Origin of the sequence: Rhodopirellula sp. P2, from assembly GCF_028768465.1 — a bacterium.
GTDB lineage: Bacteria > Planctomycetota > Planctomycetia > Pirellulales > Pirellulaceae > Rhodopirellula.
This window is the reverse complement of the sequence record NZ_CP118225.1, coordinates 152896-175528: the sequence shown is the minus strand read 5'-3', so window position 1 is coordinate 175528 and position 22633 is coordinate 152896. Positions and strand designations below refer to the sequence as shown.

The window sequence follows — 22633 nt, the reverse complement described above, 5'->3', positions numbered from 1 at the left end:
CCTGGCCTGCAATCTCCACCCAACAACCTTCAATTCAGCGGAACGGACTCTATGAAACTTCGTCACTTAATATGGAAAGAACTCTGGCAACGGCCGACGCCGATGCTCACCAGTTTGCTGGCCGTCACGCTTGGCGTCACAGCGCTTGTTGCGATTCAGAACATCACCGTGTTTTCAGAACGCAAGATCGCCGGTGACATGGAGTCGCTCGGTGCGAATGTGTTGGTGTTGCCACCCAGCGTCACGCTGCAAGACTATTATGGTGCCGACATGCACGGGCATACGATGCCCGAGGAATACGTCACCCGTCTCGCGCTCGCTCGATTGCCCGGCGTTGAAAACCTTGCTCCCAAGTTGTGCGTGGAAGCAGACGTGGACACGATTCCCGTCACACTGACCGGCATCCTGCCCAAGAGTGAGTTTCAAGCCAAAGCCTCTTGGCAGGGACTCGGTATGTTGGGTAATGCGGTCGGCAGTGATCGCGGTTGTTGTGCGACAGCCGCTGACATCGGCGAAGCCGACAACAATCCTAACTCGTTGGCGACGACACGCACCATCGCCGAACTGGGCGATCGCGATGTGATCCTCGGACGCGATCTCGCCAGTCAACTTGGTGCGAAAACTGGCGATACGTTGCCGCTACTTGGTGAAGATTTCACGGTCCTCACGGTGCTGCCTTCGACCGGCACGATCGACGACGGACGCATGTTCGCTCACTTGCACAGTGTCCAAGACTTGTCGGGTGCAGGGCCAGTGGTAAACGTCATCGAAATCATGGCATGCTGTGAAGACGCCGCTGGCGGTTTGATTACGAACCTGTCGGCCGAACTTCCTGAAACGCGAATCGTCACGATCGCGCAAGTGGTGCAAACGCAGGTCGCCGTCAACGGTTTGATGTCGCGTCTTTCTTGGGTCTTTCTGTCGATCCTGTTGTTGGTCGGTGGAGCGAGCATTGCCAGTGTGATGTATGCCAACGTGACTGAGCGTCGCAAAGAAATTGGAACGCTGATGGCAATCGGAGCCAGTCGCAACTTTGTAACACAGATGTTTCTTGGCAAAGCCGTAATCTTGGGACTCGCCGGTGGCGCAGCGGGCTTCATTGTCGGCACCATCGTCGCCGCAGTACTGGGACCACAGTTACTGGGCATTCACGTACGCCCAATGCCGATACTGCTGGGCGTGGGAATGGCCACGGCAACGATCGTCGCGGTCCTCGCCAGCCTACTGCCCGCCCGCCGAGCCGCTGGTCTCGATCCCTGCCTTGTTTTTAACGATTGACGATTGGAGATTGCAGATTGGAGATTGACCAAGCCTCGATCACCATTTCTGCAACCTTCGATCACTCGCCCAAATCTACAGTCTCAAATCTCAAATCAACAATCAAACACATGTATCAACTCAGTTCCGTTACTCAGACCTATGAACGTCGAGGCCAGATCGTCACGGCACTCGACAACGCCGACCTCACAATTCCCGACAACGACTTCATTGCAATCGTTGGCCCCAGCGGCAGTGGCAAAACAACGCTGCTGTCCGTCCTCGGTGGAATGCTCGCCCCATCAACCGGCGACGTGATGCTCGATGGCCAGTCGTTGTATGACCTGTCCGTCGAAGAACGCACGGCGTTACGAGGTCAAAAGATCGGATTCGTCTTTCAGTCGTTCAACTTGATCTCGTGGCTGACCGCTCGCGAAAACGTGCAAATCCCACTGATGTTGTCCGGCAAAACGGCCAAGCAACAAGAAGAGCGTGCGATGGAGATGCTCGACCGTGTCGGCTTGTCCGATCGAACCGATCACCGTCCGTCGGAAATGAGCCAGGGCCAGCAGCAACGAGTCGCGCTGGCAAGAACACTCGCTAACGACCCGCAAATCATCCTGGCCGACGAACCGACCGGAAACCTGGACTCAGAAACCCGCCAGCAGGTAATGAGTTACCTCAATGAATTTCACCAAGACGGGCGCACGATCGTCATGGTCACCCACGACACCGACACCGCCGCGTTCGCACACCGCACGATCCGCCTCGTCGCCGGAGTGACGCATGAAGTTTCGGTGGCAAGAGCCGCTTAAGAAGAAGATGGGGAGAAAGGAAGTTGGGAGACAAGAAGAGTTCCCACCTTTCCCTGACTCCCAACTCGAAAACTGCCGGCTGCCATTCAGCCGTCAGCTAGGTTCCCGGACCGCGTCACTCACCAGCCGATGCACCGGGAACCGTTTTGTACACAACACTGCCGACTACCAGAAACGCAAGGTTAAACTCAATGCCCCTCAGTGAAGAATTTGTCCGGTCAGGATCATGGCTGTTCCGCTGGCGGAGCTATTTGCCATTCGTTTTGCTTCCATTGATCCTGGTCGCGGCGATGCGTTATCCGGTCATTGAATCGTATCCGAATCTGCATTATGCGTGGAGTCTCTTTAGCCTCTTTGTGTCGTTGCTCGGGCTGTTCGTCCGATGTCATTCCATCGGTCACGCAGCCGAAGGCACCTCCGGCCGAAACACAAAATCGCAAGTCGCCGAGTCGCTAAACACAACCGGTTTCTACTCGGTTGTGAGGCACCCGTTGTACTTGGGCAATTTCCTGATTGCACTTGGGATCGTGATGCACTCGTTGGCACCGTGGCTGGTCGTGATCTACATCATGGCCTTCGCACTGTACTACGAACGCATCATGTTTGCCGAGGAAGCGTTCCTGCGGCGTAAGTTTGGTCGTGACTTCATGGCTTGGTCAACTCAAACGCCAGCTTTTCTTCCGCGATTGCGTCAATGGAAGAAGGCTGAGGTTCCCATGGACTTCCCGAAAGTCATCCGTGCCGAGTCTGCGGCAGTCGCCGTGATCGCGTTCGCATTTCCGGCATTGGAATTTGTCATGCACCATGCAACCGAAGGTAGCGTCGCGATTGAGAACTCGTGGTACGCCCTTTTGGCATCGGGTGCTGTGTTGTACGCGGTCGCCCGCGTGATGAAGCGTCAACTGCGACGCTGGTTGAAGTATGAAAGAATTCTGTACGCGGCAGCAAAATGACCGACGGCAAGAATCAAATGCGATCGCAGGAAACGTTGCACGTAAAGGTGGAGCGAATTGTTCGCAAATTTGGCTTTGACAACGTCTGCGTTTCAAGCATCAAAGCCGGGCACGTCGAGTTGACCGGCACGGTTAGCGATATCAATGACCGCGCGTTGATTGTCGCAATCGCTCGAACAACACCGGGCGTTCAACAGTACAGCATTGAGATCAAGATCGAAAACGACTGAGTACGGAAACCACACAAACATATCGGAGTTCCATCATCATGCGGAATCATATCAGCAAGCTTGTGAGTCTTGCAGTGTTCGGATTGTCAGCATCACTGGCGATGTCAACTCTGGTAGCAGTAGAACCTAAAACGCGCGACCGAACGACGGAGATCCTGTCGGCAAACAGCCTGTCGAGTGTGGTCCGCCAGGTTGCTGATGACGTTTCACCTTCGATTGTGACGGTCTACGCACTTCGCGGCCCACGCATGACGGCTCCGATGCGCTGGCGTGAAGAAGCAAAGTTGCAGCAGCCATTTCACTCGCCCAATTCCCAGCACGCGGCGTGGTTTAACAGCCATTCGGCTGACGACCAAGGATCAGGCGTCATCATTGACCGTCGCGGTTGTATCCTGACATGCAGCCATGTGGTTGAAAATGCCGATGCCGTTTTTGTGCGAACCGCCGATGGTCGGAAATTCCATGCTGAAGCCGTGATTTGTGATCCTCAATCCGACATCGCAATCATCAAGCTCGAAAGTGCTGAAAACCTGCCGGAAGCAAAACTTGCCGATTCAGATGATCTATCCGTAGGCGATTGGGTGGTCTCGCTTGCATCCCCCTACGATCTTCAGCGCAGTGTCAGTGCCGGGATCATCAGTTCGACGCAGCGTTGGGTCGCAAGCTCGCCACACCCGTTGATTCAGAATGACGCGGCGACGAACCCAGGAAGCTCGGGAGGTGCATTGTTAAACCTGCGAGGCGAAGTGATTGGAATTATCGAAGGAGCCTTCACGACTTCCGGCGAGTTTCAGGGCATTGGCTTTGCAACACCGATTAACATCGCCAGAGATATCGCCGAGCAACTGCAAGCCAAGGGCTATGTGGAACGGGGATATTTCGGATTTGAAACCCAACCACTGACTCCCGAAATGGCATCTCTGATTGATTCCTCTGTGAACGCTGGTCTGTATGGGAAAGATGTCCAGAGAAATTCACCGGCCAATCATGCGGGTCTGCGTGAAGGTGACGTAGTGACCGAGTTCGATGGCGAACCGATCAACCAATCCTTCGATCCAGCCACTTTGACTGCCGATGCCGAACCGGGGAAGAGCCATGTCATGACGGTTCTTCGCGAACATAAAGTCGTCGAGATTGAAATGCGGATGCAACAACCACCTCGGGAAGTTGGACCGATTCAATCAGAGATGTCACCCAACGGATCGTTCGAGTATTTGGATTCGTCGCTCGGCCTGGGGCTTTCACGTCTGAACACGTCTATCATCAACGAATTGGAGCTTCCCGGCGACGCACACGGTGCCCTGATCACGCAAGTGGCGTTGGATAGTGATGCGTATCACGAGGGAGTGGCCGCCGGCATGACAATTGCTCGTGTCAACGATACGACCATCCATGACGTTGACGATTATCGCGAAGTGACAAGCAAGTTGGCTCCAGAAAAATCGGTTCTCTTGCTCCTTCAATCAAACCAGGGAAAGCATCTTGTCATGCTTCATATGAGTCGGAAAGAGAATGATGGAAAAGGAAAAAATTGAACTGAAATTGCTTTTGCCAACCATAACCGACTCAGGCGATGCCTGCGTCGAACGTTTGGCGGACCTGCTCACCGCGAAGATGGGCATCGACTCAGCTCATGCAATTCGGTCAGAGGACGACCAACGCGGACAGATTTGTGTTCACTACGATCCAGCTCTCGTCTCGACCGGCGAAGTGCGAGAACTGGCAAAACGTGCCGGTGTCGAATTGGATCAGCGATACGGTCACTGGCTCAGCAAGTCACGCTCAACCCACGCCCGCCGTGCCTCGGCGATCGAGTCGCGACTGGGACGCATGGATGGAGTTCTCGAGGCAGTGGTGTCACCCGATGGTGCGGTTCGCGTCGAGTACGATAAACAGATCATCGACGATTCTGCGATCGCTGGTGCTCTGAGCGAATGGACCGGCGAAACAACAGAGGTTGGCGACGACCACGCTGGGCATGACCACGACGATGAAGATCACGAATCCGACCACTCGGGACACGATCATGCTCACGGCGGCATCTTCGGCCCCAAATCAGAACTGATCTTCGCAATCCTCTGCGGCGTGTTCTTGTTGGTCGGATGGCTGATTGAAACGTTTGCGGATCTTAACGAATGGATTTCGCTGAGTTGTTACGTTGCAGCCTATATGTTTGGCGGTTACTACACGGTCACCGAAGCGATTGAAAAGATTCGAGCTGGAAAGTTCGAGATCGACTTCTTGATGATCGTCGCCGCGGCCGGTGCAGCGTCACTCGATGCTTGGGCCGAAGGAGCGCTGTTGCTATTCCTATTCAGCATCGGCCACGCTCTGGAAGGCTATGCCATGGGCAAAGCCAAGCGTGCCATCGAAGCCTTATCCGAACTCGCACCACGCACTGCACGCGTTCGACGCGATTCAGCGGAAACCGAAGTTCCGGTTGAAGAGCTGGTCGTTGGCGACGTCGTCGTCATCAAGCCTGATGAACGAGTTCCCGCCGATGGCTTCGTGATCGCTGGCGAATCCAGCATCAACCAAGCACCAATTACCGGGGAGAGTGTTCCCGTCGACAAACGCCCGGTAGACGATGTCGAAGCCGCAGCGGCGGACCCCGAATCACTTTCCGCTGAATATCGTGCCTTCGCTGGGACAATCAATCAATCCGGTTCCCTCGAGATCCAAGTTACCAAAACGGCTGCGGAAAACACGCTCGCCCGCGTCGTCACGATGGTCAGCGAAGCAGAAACGCGGGTTTCGCCGACGCAAAAGTTCACGAAAAAGTTTGAACGCTACTTTGTACCGTCCGTCATCACTGGCGTTGTGCTACTGATGTTCGCACCATTGGTCACCGACGAAAGTTTCAGCGATTCATTTTACCGAGCGATGGCTGTCTTGGTCGCGGCAAGCCCCTGTGCCCTGGCGATCGCAACGCCCAGTGCAGTTCTGAGCGGGGTTGCCCGAGCAGCTCGCGGAGGAATCCTTGTCAAAGGCGGCGGGCCACTGGAAAGTCTTGGCAGTCTCGACGCGATCGCATTCGACAAAACAGGAACACTGACCGAAGGCGAACCCAAAGTCACTGACGTTCGCACTGCGGATGGCGTCGATGAATCGGAACTCTTGCGCTTCGCCATCGCCGTTGAGGACCTTAGCAAACACCCGCTCGCCAAAGCCGTCGTTCGCGACGGGAAGAAAAGGTTGGGAGAGGGGGAGAGCGGGAGTCAGGGAGACATTCCAGAAGCGACCGATCTGAAAAGCATCACCGGACGAGGGATTCAAGCGACCGTCGAAGGCGACTTGGTTCACATTGGCAAAGACGACCTATTCGCAGAAGTCGATGGTCCACCGCTTCCCGATAGTGTACGTTCAATCGTCGAGTCGCTCGAACAGAATGGACGCACCACGATGATCGTACGTCGCGGTGACCGTTACCTCGGCGTCATCGGACTGATGGACACACCACGCGAAGCATCCAAACGGACGATCGCAAAGCTACGTGAACTCGGCATCCAACGGATGATCATGATCTCCGGCGACAATCAACAAGTCGCCGACGCGGTCGCCAAGGAAGTCGGACTTGATGAAGCACGTGGCGACCTGATGCCCGACGACAAAGTCGCCGAAATCAAGAAGCTGCAAAGCGAAGGCGGCGTTGCGATGGTAGGTGACGGAGTCAACGACGCCCCCGCAATGGCCTCGGCTTCCGTCGGCATCGCCATGGGAGCCGCCGGAAGCGACGTCGCACTCGAAACCGCCGACGTTGCCCTGATGGCCGACAACCTCGACCACCTCCCGCTCGCCATCGGCCTCAGCCGCGCGACCCGCCGCATCATCCGCCAAAACCTCTGGATGAGTCTCGGCATGGTCGCCTTCCTCGTCCCCGCAACATTATTGGGTCTCAACATCGGCCCCGCAGTTGCGCTGCACGAAGGCAGCACCCTCGTCGTCGTCTTCAACGCCCTGCGACTACTCGCGTACAAGCAGTAGCGTCAATTCGCCGGGGTTGCAACGACGGTCGTCACGCCAAGTTGTCAGCCCCCACAGGACAGGTGTATGATCAATTAATGACGTGCATTTTGTACTACGAGAAGTGAGGTGCTTGTCAAGCAGAATAACCATCGAACGATCAACGTTGGTTGTTTCCATTCGCTCTGGTTCAATATCTTTTACTTCAGGATTTTGCGTGACGAGATACGGGAACAAATACCTGGACTTTACATTCGATTTATTTGGTTTGATTTGGGGAGATCCGAGTACTCGCATCCCAAAATTTCTGATAGTTGCAGGTGTCTCGCTGATCGCGTCTCCGTGGTGGCTACCCTTCGTCTATGAAGTGGTCGAGACGTGGCTTGGAATCAACACACGACTAGCAGTGCAGTTCGATATTGCTGTCTTCATAAGTGGTTGGGTTTTAGTCGCACTGGGGATCGGACTATGGATACACGCACGGAAAAACTCATCTGAAGTAAAAGTCTCTCAAGTATTTCGTGATTGGCCTCGGTTACAGCAGCGAATGAGCAATCGCGTGCATGAGCAACTGAAGAAGGAGCAATACGATTCTGGAATTGATGTTCGGCCACCTTCCAATATCCACCAAGTTGCGACAGTATTCTCTGGCGCAAGCGGTCAGGGTAAGACGTGGCGACTCGCGAGGACTGCAATCGACGCAATCAAAAGCGACTCGCTGGTTGTATGGGTACCAGCGTCACGTGGCAACCGTGAACCACTAGAGTATGCAGCACAGGAAATTTGCGACTACGGTTTAGAAGTCGATTCCCATCTCACCATCGAGCGAATTGCCTTCAAGCGACAAGAGTCAAATGCCAATATCAATAGCCCTTGGGCCGTTTTTTGCATTGACGGAGTACGTTCTCACCAAGAAGCTGAGCGGTTGATCCAACTTGATTGGGACCGTTGGGGTATCTCACTTGTAATGTCAACGAGCGTCGAAATCGCTCGTGATTTAGCGTTCAGAGCAGAACTCCCGATTGAAACGATTCGAGACTTCGACCACTCGGAACTTCGTTCATATCTTGAGCGGCGAAAACGGTCATGGGTAAACATTGCGCCCGATGTCCGCGAGCTTATTCGCCGCCCAATTCTCGCCAAGCTTTATGCTGATGTTGTCGACGATCAGCATCAGTTTATTCCACGCAATGAATACGATCTGATGGAGGCTTCTTGGCTTCGACTAACCAACCCAGTTGAGGTTGGCTTGATTCGCAAAATTTCTGGAACTATCGGTGACGATACAAAACCATATCCATGGCTTACAGAAACGGTTCTGGAGGCTGGCTTTTCACCCGATTTGATTGAGAAATTTATTAACCGCGGTTTGTTGCACGACGTTGGGGATGGCCGTGTTGCGATTTGGCATCAACGTTTTCTGTGCTGGGCGTTTGCAAAATATCTTACGGCTCAGTTTGTGGCGGGCGTGTTGTCGCTCGAACAGTTAATCGACGCTATGGTGAAGTGTCATCGTGTTCCGGATTCCAGACGCTTGCAACTGGGCTATGTCCCTATGGATGTGCTATGGTTGCTACTGGCGTCAGAACTTCCAAATGAGAAACGCAAATCACTCTGGAAACTTGTTGCTGCATTGGAAGCATCGGAAGGCTTGGGGCACGAGGATGCGTCGTTGTATACGCATCTACTGGCTAGCCTTGGGGAACGCGCAATTCCGCTTCTGTTGGATCGCGTTCGTTCGATTGAGAACCTAGAACGTAGCGGAGTTGTTGCACGGACAGCCGATGCACTCAGGATCATTGGCCGTGACAATGTCGAACGCTTATCAGCCGTGGCAAGGGATTGTGTTGCGGACGGTACTGAAGCACTGTCGGAACTCGGACTGCGACTAGCGGTTTCTTTTCCCTGCTCGGTGGATGTGGAGCGAGTCTGGGAAGAGCATCGCCGATGCATTGTGGACGATAAGAAGAGCAGCATGCATTTTGTTCGCCGGGATAGGGCTTCAATGGCGTTTGTTGCAGTTGCGGCGGAAAATCTCCCTTGGCTTAAGCAAGAACTACAAAATGGTGATACGAGCGATCCATGTTTTACTTCTTTGGTATTCGCATTGGCAAACATGCCGGGTCTCGGTTCCAAAAGAGTCTGGGAGGAGACAAAGGGTCACTTAATTGATTCAATTTCACCCGAAAATCGTCGGTGTTTGACGGCCTGCATTGTCTCTTTTTGTGACTCGGGAGAATACGAACGACTCGAGGAGTGGGCTTCTTCGGAAGACGAGTTAGTTGGGATGGTGTCTGCGAAAGGACTTGCATTTCGTGATCCGGCCCGAGGAATCCGCGTCTTGCCAACCGTCGCTTCAAGCCAACTCTGGGGCGGGGCCGGTGCAATCGGGACCGCCCTAATTGCATCTGATCCAGTCGCGACGTGTGATGTCGTTGAATCGTTGGTTGCCGGCAGAGTCGATCCAGAACATTATTTCGATTTGGTTGCAAACCATGGCGACTGCCTCACTCTGAGTTTGGTCGAGAAATTGCTCGATTGGCTGAATGACGTTTTGGAGCAACATCTCACTGTGGGCGATGATTCTAAACAGCCACACCCAAGATATCCGTTGCGTTTGATCGAAGGACTTCACGGAGAGACTGTCCTGTCAGGGTTAAGGTCAAGGCAGGGCAGTAGCTTGGAAACGTATCTCGAAGCGTTCGCCACATCTCAGATCGAAAAGATTTCAGGTTGGGTTAATCACGAATTTGAACACTCGAGAGAACTGCTGAAGCGTATTGCAGGCGATGGTTTCACAAAATTGGTAAACTCACTTATCCGAGCGAGACATCAGCAACTGAAGATGGAAGGATGTGAGCTTGCAGTAATGCGTCCGAGCGCGCTGACACGAGAATTGCTTGTAGCTGCGGCTGTAAGCGATGACATGTGGGATTCTGGGTCTTCGGGTATCAATTTGGTTCAAATGCGAGCCATCGACAGCCTCGCGGCTCTGGGCGAGAACACTGGAGTTGTCAACGGCATACTTAAATGGGGACTCAGCGTTTCGCCAGACATCGGCGCTCTACGTGAAGGGCAGCTCGAAATGAATGACAAGGAGCTTGCTCCGGCGATTGCGTTGCTAGAGGACTCAAGTGACAAACATTACGGGCACGCAATCTTGGCTATCGGACAGAGTGGCAGACAAGACCTTCGAGAAGTGGTCGAGAATGCATTGTTGGCATGTGACTACGACTGCGAATTGGTGAATTATTGTCTACTCGCGCTCGAAGACTTACCCAGCGACTGCGGACGAACGTTGAAACGTCTTGTAGAGCAATACCAATCTGGGCATTACAAGTTTGCTGTACTGAAAGCTCTTTCTGGCTGTTCGGCGTCGAATGAAACGTACCTAAAAATGCTTCCGACGGATGGAAAATACGATGACATGGATCAGCGTATTCTTGCTTACTTAGCAGCTGACGAGTCGACTCGCACATCCACCCGATCCCATGTTGATAGGATTTTGGAAACCGGCGGAAGTCAGATAAACGATACGGTTGCACTACTTGATCCAAGCCAAGAGTCAGATCAGAAGCTACTGTGGGAGAAGACTCTGCAGCCAGATAGCGGGATGCACTACGTTGGCTCACGAGCTCAAGCATTGCGATCACTTGGCAAGATTGCGCCAGACGCTGCATTTGAAATTGGGCTGGAAACGTTAATAACCGATCGCCGTGATCGCGAGATGATTCCTCGTGTTTTGCTTGAGCTTAACCCTGAGCGTGCAGTTCAATCTCTTTGTCATGTTGCCAGTGAATCAAACGTCAAGGTCCAATGCTGCGATATAGCCCGTGCACTTCGCGGTGTCGATGATATTTCCTTGGTAAATCAAGTGGTTACCGAACTTTTGAAAGACGAGAGCTGGATAACCAGGCGTGCTGCCGCGTTTATGGCCGGTTTTCTATCCAGTAGCGTGGCTGACGATGCTTTAAAACAAGTTGCGTATGGCGATCCCAAATGGGGAGTCTGTTTTGAAGCACAGTCGGCGATACGGAAACGGCAACGGGAAGAGGAAGGATGCAAGCTGCTTTTGAACTTAAGCTCCATTGAATCATGCCAAGTTTGGGGAACACTTGACTGCATCATTCGCTTAGTAGATCCAGGCGTCGCCGTTGCAACTGGCGACCCGATAGGCTTCCTAAGCGCCGTTCGTTCTCAACCTTTCATCGTCGGCAAGTACGTTTCCAAAGAGCTAAAAAAACAGACCAAGAAGCTGGAAGACGAAATGAAGTCTCTTCATGGAAAATGGAAAGACAATGACTAACCCTTTTGCCGTCCCGTCGAGCGGGAGTGGTCGCTGAGGATATTAGCGTGGACAGTACGGCTCAAGCTGCCCAGGTTACCTTCCGTGTCCTCAACCATTTTCCGTAGCAGGCGATTGAGACTCCGATGGCCCAGCCAGGAACGGGGGGCACTGCTTTGCCCTCCGTCAAGGCAAACACATCGAGCCGTAAAGGTAAGCGTCTGGCAAGAAAAAACTATAAGCCGTAGAACGCTCATTTTCGCCCGGCTGTTTACCCCCGGTGGGTATGTGTAGAATTGCGATAATGGAGCCTTCGCATGAAAACACAGCTCAGAATTCGATTGACGAACCGACGGTGCAAGCCGCTTCGGTCGGTGATCGACGTGCGCTGCGCGACATCTACGAGGCGACCAGCGATCGGGTGTATCGGTTGATGGTGCGGATGGTCGGCGTCCAAGATGCCGACGACCTAACGCAGCAGGTTTACGTGCGATCGTTTTCCAAGCTCAGTCAATTCAGTGGCGACTCGAAGTTCGAGACTTGGTTGTACCGCCTGGCGACCAACGAAGCCTTGCAGCACCTGCGGCGGGAGAAGCACCGGCGAACGAGCGAACTTGTAGCCGAACCAACCACGCGGCAAAACGATTCCGTCGAACAAGACGAGCGTGCCCAACTTGTCCGACAAGCACTCGCCGCCCTCGACCCTGAGCTGCGAGCGATCTTCACGCTCAAAGAAGAGAACGGATTGTCGTACCAGGAGATCGCCGCGACACTCGACATCCCCGAAGGAACCGTCGGTTCAAGATTGAACCGGGCACGGCGGGAATTGAGGAAGTTGTTGAGTTGACCTGATTTAGTGCTGCAGAATTATCCGAAGGATATCCCCCTGAACCCACAGCGACGTTTGCTCATCTTGTGTAATCTGATGCAAGTCAATCACTACCCAAGTTGCAAAGAGTATTGCTCTTGAATCCACACGACGACAAAACGATCCGGCGAGTCGCAACGGTCCCTGAATCGGAGTCTGATTTTGCTGAATGGATTTTGCAGAATGACTTAGCCGACTTCTTGCAGCGTGACCTATTGGACGATCGTGTGATTCTCTACGCGAGTTTTTCGCATCTCTTTCTTCACGCGGTCCTTGTGCCTCCATTCGATCCAAAGAATGAGAGCGAAATTGCAGACCTGATGGACTGGAGTCTGACGGTCGATTCGACGTGGGCACTCACGACCTCTGGTGACGATGCGTGGATCGCCTCACCGCTCGATTTCGTTGGCTCGAAACATCTTGGCAAGGGTGAGAAGCTCGTTTTTCTACGAGACTCGGATCTAGTTGACCCAAAACGCACTTACATCGAGATCAGCCAAAAGCTGACACATACGCTGTCGTTGCACCACATTCCGGAGCGGAAAGCTTGGTGCAAAACAGACGATCGTGGCGATGTTGATGAAGTGATCAAAGTTCATGATTTTGATGCAACGGACGCCGGGCGTGTTGTCTCGATGGACATGAGAGCGTTGCGACAGTATGCCGGGCTCACCGGGCAGTGGCTTTTTCGCATGTTTGATGTTCCTCGATACCGGTCGGGGAGTTTTCATGGTTTCGCGTCGGAAATGAGTCGTCAATCCATCCCCGGTGGTAGCAACCTTCACGGCTGGATTCACGTCGCCGAGAAGTACGCCAGCGTTTCTCGAGGAATTCAATGGGCGAACCCTGGTTTAACCAAAGCTGAGATTGCTCGAACGGTTTGGGGGTCGGATGCTGCGACAGAGCAGTACGAATCGTTCATCGCTTGGGACTGGCGGAATCAAACCGTCGACACGTTCAGCTGTGATCCTGCGGAACTGCCAACTATTTCGTGCCTGCGGACGGCCCGTTTCAAACAAGCCCTGCATTTTTCAAACCTGGAGTGCTCAGGAAGTACAAAGCCGATCCAGAAAAATACGCGATCGAAGGGAGAACAATTTCCTGTCGCGGAGCGTGGTACCTCAAAGGTTGGGGCGTCAATGATGCTGGTCAAGTCCATGCATACTTGTGCGACCTTGGCAAGTTGCCGCACACCGAACAGTTGCATTGGAAGTCGTTTAACGAAGAACCCAAGGCAGGACTATCGGAATCGGTCATAGCGACGGACTTTGAAGGTCGCTGGTCAGAGCACTATGAACCATTGGAAAGTCTTCGCAGTCGTTGCCGTGAGTTGCATGAGCATCCGTGTGATTGGTGGCGACTTCGCGACGAAGAATTGTTGCGACGCACCCAATACCCGCTGACTGACACACGCCAAGATTGGTCCGACGAGTTGCTAAATCTAGACCAGATGGTCGTTGAATCAATCGTCGAGAAGCCGATCCGCAAGCGTGCCAAGTCGCTCGGGCGAGAACTGGAGCATCAATGGCGTGGGATCCGGCTGCTTCAGGAGTGTCTAATTGGATTGGGCTTTGACGAGCAGCGATCGAAAGAACTCGTTGAGCCGCTTTCAACGATGCACTTTTTGCGATCGGCTTTGAAGGGTCATGCCTCGGGCAGTAAACAAGCCGAGTTGGAGAAAGAAGCACGAAACCGTTCGGGAACGTTGCTTGCCGACTTCAAAACGCTCTGCGAGCGGTGCGATGAGAATCTGCACATCATCGCCGACGTGCTAAACAAGGACGACTCAAGCCCCGACAGTGGCAATTAGGATTGTTCTAGCTTACGACGACTACGGGCATCCTACCGTGCGGTCGATTTGGGCGATGGTGCCGGCCAGTGTGGCGTCGATGCGCGCGAGTTGTGTCTCGAACATCAATAGCTCGCGGTAGGTTTCGATCAACGTGAAGAAGTCCGTGCGTTTGCCTCGGTAGTCGGCGATTGACAGTTTGAGCGTGTCTTCGGTACGCGGGATGATTCGTTCTTCGTAGATGTTGCGTTGCTCGACCAGGGCGTCGGCTTGAACGATCAAGCGACGGATTTTTCCGTAAAGTTCATCTCGTTCGGCTTCCAGGCGTCGAGTCGTGCTACCGCGACGGTGAGCTGCTTCGCGGATTCCAGCGTTGATCTTCTCTCGCCAGATCGGCAATGTCGTACCGAAGCTGACGCTGAGTTGATCGTTCCCGTTAGCTACTGGGCTAAGAACATCATGATTGTCGCTGACTAATCCCCAATTCAATCCGACACTGAAGTCTGGATACTGCTGCAAGCAAGCCAAGCGTTCTTTGTCGCGATCGCGTTGGATTTCCCACGCGAGGCCGCGTAGCTTCGGGTTGCACTGCTCGGCTAACGCGATCAGCTCTTCAATTTGCTGTGGAGTGTCTGTGATGCCGAGTTCATCCGTCGCTTCGGGAAGTATGCCGATGGGTTGCTGTAGCAAAGTAGCGAGGTCGGCTTGGGCAACCAGCTTTTGTTTCGCAAGCGTGATGAGTTGTTCGTCGAGCCGATCGGTTTCGAGTTGTGCTCGCAACACGTCTTGTTGAGAACCGCCGCTGCGGTAGCGTGCCTCGGCGACATCCGTCAGGTCAGCGACGAGGCCTTTGGTTTCCTCGATGATGTCGATCGCTCGGGTCGCGAACCAGACTTCGTAGTAGGCGAGACGAACGGACTCGGTAATCTCGCGGGCAATCGCGTCGACTTCCGTTTGAGCGATTTGCACCTCGCGACTGGCGATCACCGCTTTGGTTTTCAGCTTGTCAGGAAACGGCACCATCTGGTTGACCGACATCTGATTGGCGACTCGGCCGGCCGCGGTTTGAATGGCGTTGTCGTGCAAAGGCCAGAAGGTGTTGTTGAATGTCGGGTCAGGCAACGCTTTGGCTTGCGGGATGACATTGGACGCTGCAGCGACACGTTGCTGGGCGGCGAGGATTTTTGGGTGGCGTGCGAGTGCGGTGCCAACAAAATACTCGACGGGTTGGCCGGTGGGGGAGTTGGGAGAGGGGGAGACAAGGAGATTGGGAGACGCTGAGTCAACATCTTTCTCCGTGTCTCCCAACCTCGTTGCCTCCTTGTCTTGTTTCCCGCTCCTTGTCTCCGTGTCTCGCTCATCTCCCTGACTACTCTTCTCCCCATCTTCCTTGGGCGGATCGAGTTGCAGAAAGTCTCCGAAACTTCGTTTGCCGTCTTCCTTGGGTGGCTGTGCGAAGACGGCGGGCGATGCGATCACCAACCCGTCGTTGTAGCCTGCGGGCTGAATGGCCCCTGTTTCCGGTTCGCTAAGGACTTGCTGCCAATCGACATCGCTGGTCGCGACCGAAGTCGGGTTCGACGCGGCGGACGCAGTGGTGACTTTTGCTACATGAACACCACGCTGGGAGGCACAACCGGACACCGACGCGGCAACCAATGCTGCTAGCAGCAGGCGCTTCGCTTGGGTTCTTCCGGGTCTCGAAGAATGCCGATCCATGGCGTTCAGGTCCTAATGAGCTATAATTGTGCTGTCAAAGTTTGCCTAACCGGCTAATTCCTATTGAACTCTTCGGCCAAATTTCCGATACAGTTCATATACCGTGTATGGGTATCCTTTTCGGAAGGTCACAGTGAGTAACTCCCCCCTAATTCGCGCCGCCGTTAATCTTTGTCTGATCGCTGTAATAGTGATTCAGCCGATGGCGATCGTTGCTGCGCAGGGAACATGTGCTCAAGGTCAGTGCTGCGAGGCCGAAACGGTCTGCCAAGCTTGCAAATGCTGTGAAGTGAAAACAGACGGTGATCTGTGCGGCTGCTGTAGTGGCAACGAAGAAGACGCCGGCAGTTGCTGCAAGAAAAAATCCGAACGGCCAAAGCACGATGAGTTGTTCGGAGAAATCTCCGATGTCGTGCCTGAGCCACCGAAACCCGACGACGAGAACTTGGTTCAAGACCGGGTTGCATTGTCATCGTGTATGTGTGGAATTCGCTCGGAACCGATTGCACCAGCACCTCATCGCGTTCCTGTTCCGCAAGTTCGTGAATTGGTCGTGATCGCGTACCTGGATCACGTCGCCTCAGACGCTGGGCTTTCGATTCGTCCAGATCAACTGGTTTCACGATTGCCGCATGGCGATCACTCACCGCATTTCTCTCAGCGGTTTCTTTGCATCTGGCGCATCTAGCGTCGTCTCGATAGGAGAGCTGCGCGCTCGTAGCTCTTCGGTTTCAAGTTGGCTTTCACGTGAATGGTGCTGCGCGCTCATTCCCAGTGGAGTCTTTCCAGATGCAATCCCTACGCGATTTGATTCGCGTCACCCGAAACAATGAACCGGTCACGGCCTGGAGGCGATGACTGGTCGATGATGCGATCCCCCCCGTCGCATCATCGGCCAGTCACCTCTTGAGCTGACGTCTGTGGATGGAACCACAAACGCAAGCCGGAAAACGCTGTGAGAACTGTCATGAATCAGGACGAACCAATCAAACCGGATGAAGCTGACGCTGATGACGAGATCAGCAACGTGGTTGCGGACGCGCCTGCGTATAGCGAGCCAGCGGAAACTGCGGTCGAAGAATCGCCTACGCCAGTTGAAGCTCAATCCAACGCTACTCAAAGTGGTGGCGGGATGAAGTGGCTCATGCGCACGGGCGTGCAAGCCGTAACTGTCGTCATCGTCGCCGGCCTCGTGTTCTTCTTGCTCGGCGTCGCACAACGAACGAAGTGGTTGACTGCTGACGGATTCTCGGGCGGCAATGGCGAAGCCGTCGAGGAAGCCGGCGGTGGCGAAGAAAAACGGTATATCTGTCCGATGATGTGCACGCCGCCTTCGACGGAGCCAGGACGATGCCCGGTTTGCGCAATGGAATTGGTCGAAGCGACTGGCGGTGGTGGTGGCGACGGCATCTCGGTCACCATTGAACCCTCGGCTCGTCGACTCGTCGGCATTCAAACCGCCATGTCAAAGATGGGCGAAGTCAACCGCACGATTCGCACCATCGGCTCGATTGACTTCGATGAAAGTCAACTGTCGACGATCAGTGCGTACATCGACGGCCGTTTGGAAAAGATGTACGCGAACTATGCCGGTGTGAAAGTCAATGAAGGTGACGACCTTGCATTGATTTACAGTCCGCAGCTCTATACGGCCCAAACCGAGTTCATCACCAGCATGAACAGTGACGGGAAAATTGGGCGATTTCAAATTGCTGGCGGCGATCTCAACAAGATGGCTCGCGAGAATTTGGCTGAGCTTGGCATGACGCAAAGTCAGATCGACCAGTTGGGGAAGTCGGGCAAGCCAATGTCGCGCATCCGCATCAAGTCGCCGCAAAGTGGAACGGTCATTGAGAAGTCAGCCGTTGAAGGTGACTACGTCAAAACGGGACACAAGCTCTATCGAGTCGCTGATCTCAGTAGCGTCTGGTTGATGCTTGATCTGTTCCCCGATGACGCATCGGCAGTTCGATTCGGGCAACAAGTCGAAGCCGAGATTCAGTCGATGCCCGGCGAGGTGTTTACTGGTCGCGTCGCTTTCATCGATCCAACGGTTAACCCGAAGACTCGAACAGTTCGCGTCCGGGTCGAGATCATGAATTTCGATGGGAAGCTACGTCCGGGCGACTACGCCACCGCTCGCGTGACCGTGCCCGCGATTCCGATGGATCAGGTGTACGACCCGGCACTGGCGAACAAGTTCATCAGCCCGATGCACCCGCAAGTCATCCGCGACGAACCGGGCAAGTGCCCGCTGTGCGACATGGATTTGGTGCCAACGTCGCAACTTGGTTTTGCGTCGCAGCCGTTGCCGATGCAGCAGGTCGTCACCGTTCCTCGCGACGCCGTGCTGTTGGCCGGTGAAAACAGTGTGATCTATGTCGAAACTGAACCGGGACGTTTTGAGATTCGCCGAGTCACGGTTGGCCCGATGAATCGTAAGGAAGCGGTGATTGTCGAAGGTTTGTCCGCCGGCGAGACAGTCGCCACTGGCGGTAATTTCCTCATCGACTCGCAAATGCAGCTTGCCGGCAACCCATCGTTGATGGACCCGACGAAGGCCCCGAGCTATTCGCCGGGACCGCTTGAGCTTCCTCAAACGAATCCGGTCATGTTGGCGACCGACGCGGGAAAGCAGTTTGATCGCACCTACGACGCTTACTTTGAAATCCAGTGCGCGATGGCGGCGGATCAGACTCCACCCCCGGTCGCACTGAATACGCTGATCGAAGGACTCCGCGAACTGGAAATGTCGGCGGAAGTTCCCGATGAGGCTCAACGCAGGTTCGCGACCGCTCGCCGCGCGGCGTCACGCATGGATGGCTCGTTAGAGACGGCTCGCGAAGCCTATCGCGGGGTTAGTCACGCGATGTTGAAAGCGGCGACGGTTGCTCGCGGTCCGAAGACAGCCGTGAAGCTAACGCATTACTACTGCCCGATGGTTCCTGGCGGCGGAGGCGACTGGATGCAACCCGGCGGCGAATTGCAGAACCCGTATTGGGGCAGCGAGATGCTGACTTGCGGCGAGGTCGTTCGTGACATGGCGATGCCCGTTGGCGAAGTTCCCTCAATCGCTCGCACGGTGCAGTAAGGAAACGAACCATGTTAAATCTAATCATTCGCTTTTGCGTCAAAGAACCTTGGCTGGTCGTGCTACTCACGATCGGCTTGAGCGTTGCCGGTTGGGTCAGCTTCAAGTCCATCCCAATCGACGCAATTCCGAACATTGGCGAAAACCAAGTCATCGTATTGACGCCATGGCCGGGTCGCTCGCCGAAGGACATCGAAGATCAGGTCACCTATCCGTTGAGTGTTTCGTTGCTCGCCGTTCCCGGTGCCGAATCGGTGCGCGGCAAGAGCATGTTCGGTTACAGCTTTGTGCAGGTCACGTTCAAAGACGAGATTGACTTCTATTGGGCACGAAGCCGAGTTTCCGAGCAACTCGGCAGTGCGGCGTCTCAGTTGCCCGACGGCGTTGTGCCACAACTTGGGCCAGACGCCACGGGGCTTGGGCAGGTCTATTACTACACGCTCGAGCCACCCGATGAAGGCATGGGGCTAGCAGAACTTCGCAGCATGCAAGACTTCGTCGTGAAGTACGAATTGCAGGCGGTCGAGGGCGTCAGCGAGGTTGCCTCGATCGGGGGTTACGTTCGCCAGTATCAGATCGAAGTCGATCCCGACAAGCTTCGATTCCACAACGTGTCGCTGGATAGATTGGCGATGGCGATCAAGGGATCGAACCTTGACGTCGGTGCAAAGACTGTCGAGACGACGGGAATGGAGTTCATCGTCCGCAGTAAGGGCTTCCTCGGCTCGGGCGGTGACAAGGATAAAGCGGTCGAGGACATTGAGGACACCGTCATCATGCAGCGCGACGGTGTTCCCGTTCGTGTTCGCGATATTGCCAATGTGCAGATTGGCCCGGACTTTCGTCGCGGTGCGTTGGACTACAACGGAGCCGAGGCTGTCGGCGGCGTGGTCGTCATGCGATATGGCGAAAACCCGCGAGTCGTGATCGACCGAGTCAAAGAGAAAATCGCCGCGATTACGCCATCGCTGCAGGGTGTGACCATTCACGGCGTCTACGATCGCAGCGGCTTAATTGATGAAACGATGGCCACGCTGACGCATGCATTGCGTGACGAAATCATTATCACTGCGATCATCATCCTGCTGTTCCTACTGCACATTCGCAGCAGCTTTGTCGTCGCGATCTGTTTGCCTGCTGCTGTGCTGATGTCGTTCATCGCGATGCGAGTAGTTGGTGTCGGTGCGAACATCATGTCACTGGCGGGAATCGCGATCGCGATTGGAACGATGGTCGACATGGCGATCATCGTTTCAGAAAATGTGTACCAGCATTTGGCAGAGTGGGAGCGAGAAAGACAAGGAGACAAGGAGACACGGAGAGAGGGAGACAAGCAGTTAGATAGCTCCGTGTCTTCTTGTCTCTTACACTCCTTGTCTAGAACGCGAAGCGAAGTTGTCTACGAAGCAACGGTCGAAGTCGCACCCGCCGTTGTGACTGCCGTCGCAACAACGATCGTCAGTTTTTTACCGGTCTTCTTCCTGACCGGTCGTGACTACAAACTGTTTTCGCCGCTGGCTTACACCAAGACATTTGCGATTGCCGCAGCGATGATCGCTGCCGTCACGATCGTTCCGGCTTTGTGCCGCCTGATGCTGCGAAGCTCGGTGCGTCGCAAGAGCACAGCTCTCATTGCAGGAATTTCGTTGGCCGGACTACTCGGCGTAGCTTCGCATTTCCTTTGGGGGTCGAGACTTGCGGAACGCTTTGGCCTAGAGACTTGGGTTGTGACCGTGATTGCAGCCACAATCGGCTTGATTGGCGGTTGGCAGTTGATGCGAGAACGAATTCGACCCATCGAAGAAATCCCGTCGAGCCGCTTCGTTCGCTGGATTTATGCGGCGCGGCTGCGTCACGCTCTCAATCACAAAGCGTTCGCGTTATCGTTTCCGCTCGTCCTACTAATCATCGGCGTGGGAGCCTACGTCGGCATGCCAACCATCCTTCGTCCGGTCGAGAAGGTGGCAAACCTGTTCGGTGCTGAGTTGAATGATTTTCCCGGATACGTTGATGCCAAGCACGTCTTTACTGGTTTGCAAAGTGACGACTGGATCGCGTTGGACGAGGGAAGCTGGTTCTACATGCCGACGCTGTATCCGGCAGCGAGCTTCTCGCAGGCAATGCAGGTCCTACAAACTCAAGATGTGCTGATTGGCCAGATTCCTGAAGTGAAGGATGTACTGGGCAAGATCGGTCGCGTTGAATCGGCACTCGATCCCGCTCCCGCAGCGATGGTCGAAACGTATGTGATGCTGAAACCTGAAAGCCAGTGGCGAGAAGGCGTCACCGCACGCGATGTGTGGGATGAAATCAACCGAGTCGCAACGCTGCCCGGTGTCACGCCCGCCTCGGCACTGCAACCGATCGAAGGCCGTGTCGTGATGTTGCAGTCCGGCATCAAGGCTCCGATGGCCATCCGTGTTTACGGCGACAAGTTGGACACGCTCGCCGACGCCGCAATGGACGTCGCCGCCGAGTTAAAAAAATCACCGCTGATCAATGCAGGCACGGTCAATCCCGACATTGTGCTCGGAAAACCGTATGTCGAGTTCACGGTCGATCGCGAGGCAGCATCGCGTTACGGAATGAGTTCGTCGATGGTGAACCAAGTCATCGAAACGGCGCTCGGCGGAATGAATCTGATCAAGACGGTCGAAGGTCGAGAACGTTATCCCGTGCGGCTTCGATACAACCGCGACCTTCGCGAACAGATCGACGGCCTGAAGCGTTTGCCAGTCGTCACGCATTCAGGTGCGGTCGTGCCGTTGGAAGAACTCGCGGAACTGGAAACGACGTGGGGGCCAGGTGCAATCAACAGCGAAAACGGGCGACTGGTCGCTCATGTTTCATTCATGACCAATGGTAGCAAGGGTGACCTGGAATCGGTCTCGGCGATCGAAGAGCAACTCCGCACGGCACAGTCGTTGCCGCCATCGAATCCAAATCGCCTGTCACTTCCCGCAGGATACTCGCTTGAAGCAGTGGGAAGTTTCCGAAACCAAATCGAGGCTAACCTGCGACTAATGTGGATCATCCCCCTGGTCATCTGCATCAACTTGCTGCTGATCTACATGGAGTTTCGCAACTTCTCAATCTCGCTTGCGGTGTTCTCAGGCATTCCGGTTGCATTTGCAGGCGGCATGATCGCCGTCGCGACCATGGGCGTGGAACTCAACACCGCGGTGTGGGTGGGCTTCATTGCGCTGTTCGGCCTAGCCGTCGACGACGGCGTGGTGATGGCGACCTACATTCACCAGCTGTTGAAAAAACGCAAAGTTCAATCAGTCGAGGACATCCGCAACACGGTTTACGAAGCCGGTCTGAAACGTATTCGCCCCTGCATGATGACGACCGTGACAACGCTGGCGGCGCTCGTCCCAGTGTTGATTGCAACCGGTCGCGGTGCCGACGTGGCCCGCGCGATGGCGATCCCAGTGTTCGGCGGAATGCTAGCCGAACCGTTCACGTCGTTCATTGTGCCGACGCTGTATTGCGGCTACCTGGAACTGAAAATGCGATTCGGTTTTCAAGACGAGCTTTGGGACGGAACCGAAGCGATGCCAGAGGAGGAGCTGATGAAGGCAGCATAAAAACTTTCGAGTGCTCGTGAAGAAACCTTCGACTCGAGCATCCAACTAAACAACCTCACCAAGATCGACGGAC

At 54.6% G+C, this 22633-nt stretch carries 14 protein-coding genes; 12 read left to right on the top strand and 2 right to left on the bottom strand.

Going from position 1 to position 22633, the window contains the following annotated elements:
- Window positions 1–51 precede the first annotated feature (51 nt).
- The 10 genes from PSR62_RS00605 to PSR62_RS00560 all read left to right on the top strand — a co-directional run bounded on the left by PSR62_RS00605 (window position 52) and on the right by PSR62_RS00560 (window position 14181).
- Entirely contained in the window at window positions 52–1278 is a 1227-nt protein-coding gene (locus PSR62_RS00605; RefSeq protein WP_274405895.1) for an ABC transporter permease, read from the top strand.
- A 110-nt stretch (window positions 1279–1388) separates the two neighbouring features.
- A complete protein-coding gene (locus PSR62_RS00600) occupies window positions 1389–2072 on the top strand; it encodes an ABC transporter ATP-binding protein (RefSeq protein ID WP_274405894.1) in 684 nt (227 codons plus the stop codon).
- 191 nt (window positions 2073–2263) lie between these two features.
- Window positions 2264–3025, top strand: a complete 762-nt coding sequence (locus tag PSR62_RS00595) for a methyltransferase family protein (RefSeq protein ID WP_274405893.1) — start codon at window positions 2264–2266, stop codon at window positions 3023–3025.
- Between the two features lie 17 nt (window positions 3026–3042).
- The gene (locus PSR62_RS00590; RefSeq protein WP_274405892.1) at window positions 3043–3255 is read left to right on the top strand and encodes a BON domain-containing protein; all 213 of its coding nucleotides are present in this window, start codon (window positions 3043–3045) and stop codon (window positions 3253–3255) included.
- A gap of 38 nt (window positions 3256–3293) precedes the next feature.
- On the top strand, window positions 3294–4790 hold the full coding sequence (locus tag PSR62_RS00585) for a trypsin-like peptidase domain-containing protein (RefSeq protein WP_274405891.1): 1497 nt from the start codon (window positions 3294–3296) through the stop codon (window positions 4788–4790).
- Entirely contained in the window at window positions 4771–7239 is a 2469-nt protein-coding gene (locus tag PSR62_RS00580; protein ID WP_274408307.1) for a heavy metal translocating P-type ATPase, read from the top strand. The genes PSR62_RS00585 and PSR62_RS00580 overlap by 20 nt, the downstream gene beginning before the upstream one ends.
- A 145-nt stretch (window positions 7240–7384) precedes the next feature.
- Window positions 7385–11524 (top strand): hypothetical protein, encoded by a 4140-nt coding sequence (locus PSR62_RS00575; RefSeq protein ID WP_274405890.1) that lies wholly within the window; start codon window positions 7385–7387, stop codon window positions 11522–11524.
- Between the two features lie 283 nt (window positions 11525–11807).
- The gene (locus PSR62_RS00570) at window positions 11808–12350 is read left to right on the top strand and encodes an RNA polymerase sigma factor (RefSeq protein WP_274405889.1); all 543 of its coding nucleotides are present in this window, start codon (window positions 11808–11810) and stop codon (window positions 12348–12350) included.
- Between the two features lie 248 nt (window positions 12351–12598).
- Complete coding sequence (locus PSR62_RS00565; RefSeq protein WP_274405888.1) at window positions 12599–13630, top strand: hypothetical protein; 1032 nt, start codon at window positions 12599–12601, stop codon at window positions 13628–13630.
- A gap of 41 nt (window positions 13631–13671) precedes the next feature.
- On the top strand, window positions 13672–14181 hold the full coding sequence (locus PSR62_RS00560) for a hypothetical protein (RefSeq protein ID WP_274405886.1): 510 nt from the start codon (window positions 13672–13674) through the stop codon (window positions 14179–14181).
- 21 nt (window positions 14182–14202) lie between these two features.
- Here PSR62_RS00560 and PSR62_RS00555 read toward each other — a convergent pair whose 3' ends face one another.
- Both PSR62_RS00555 and PSR62_RS00550 read right to left on the bottom strand, forming a co-directional pair.
- Window positions 14203–15879, bottom strand: a complete 1677-nt coding sequence (locus PSR62_RS00555) for a TolC family protein (RefSeq protein ID WP_274405885.1) — start codon at window positions 15877–15879, stop codon at window positions 14203–14205.
- 148 nt (window positions 15880–16027) lie between these two features.
- Window positions 16028–16333, bottom strand: coding sequence for a hypothetical protein (locus PSR62_RS00550; protein WP_274405884.1), 306 nt, complete (start codon window positions 16331–16333; stop codon window positions 16028–16030).
- Between the two features lie 513 nt (window positions 16334–16846).
- Between PSR62_RS00550 and PSR62_RS00545 the strand changes: the two genes are divergently transcribed.
- Together PSR62_RS00545 and PSR62_RS00540 are read left to right on the top strand one after the other, a co-directional pair.
- Window positions 16847–18970 (top strand): efflux RND transporter periplasmic adaptor subunit, encoded by a 2124-nt coding sequence (locus PSR62_RS00545; RefSeq protein ID WP_274405883.1) that lies wholly within the window; start codon window positions 16847–16849, stop codon window positions 18968–18970.
- A gap of 11 nt (window positions 18971–18981) precedes the next feature.
- Window positions 18982–22560: an efflux RND transporter permease subunit gene (locus PSR62_RS00540; protein WP_274405882.1), complete on the top strand. Its 3579-nt coding sequence runs from the start codon at window positions 18982–18984 to the stop codon at window positions 22558–22560.
- The last annotated feature ends 73 nt before the right edge of the window (window positions 22561–22633 follow it).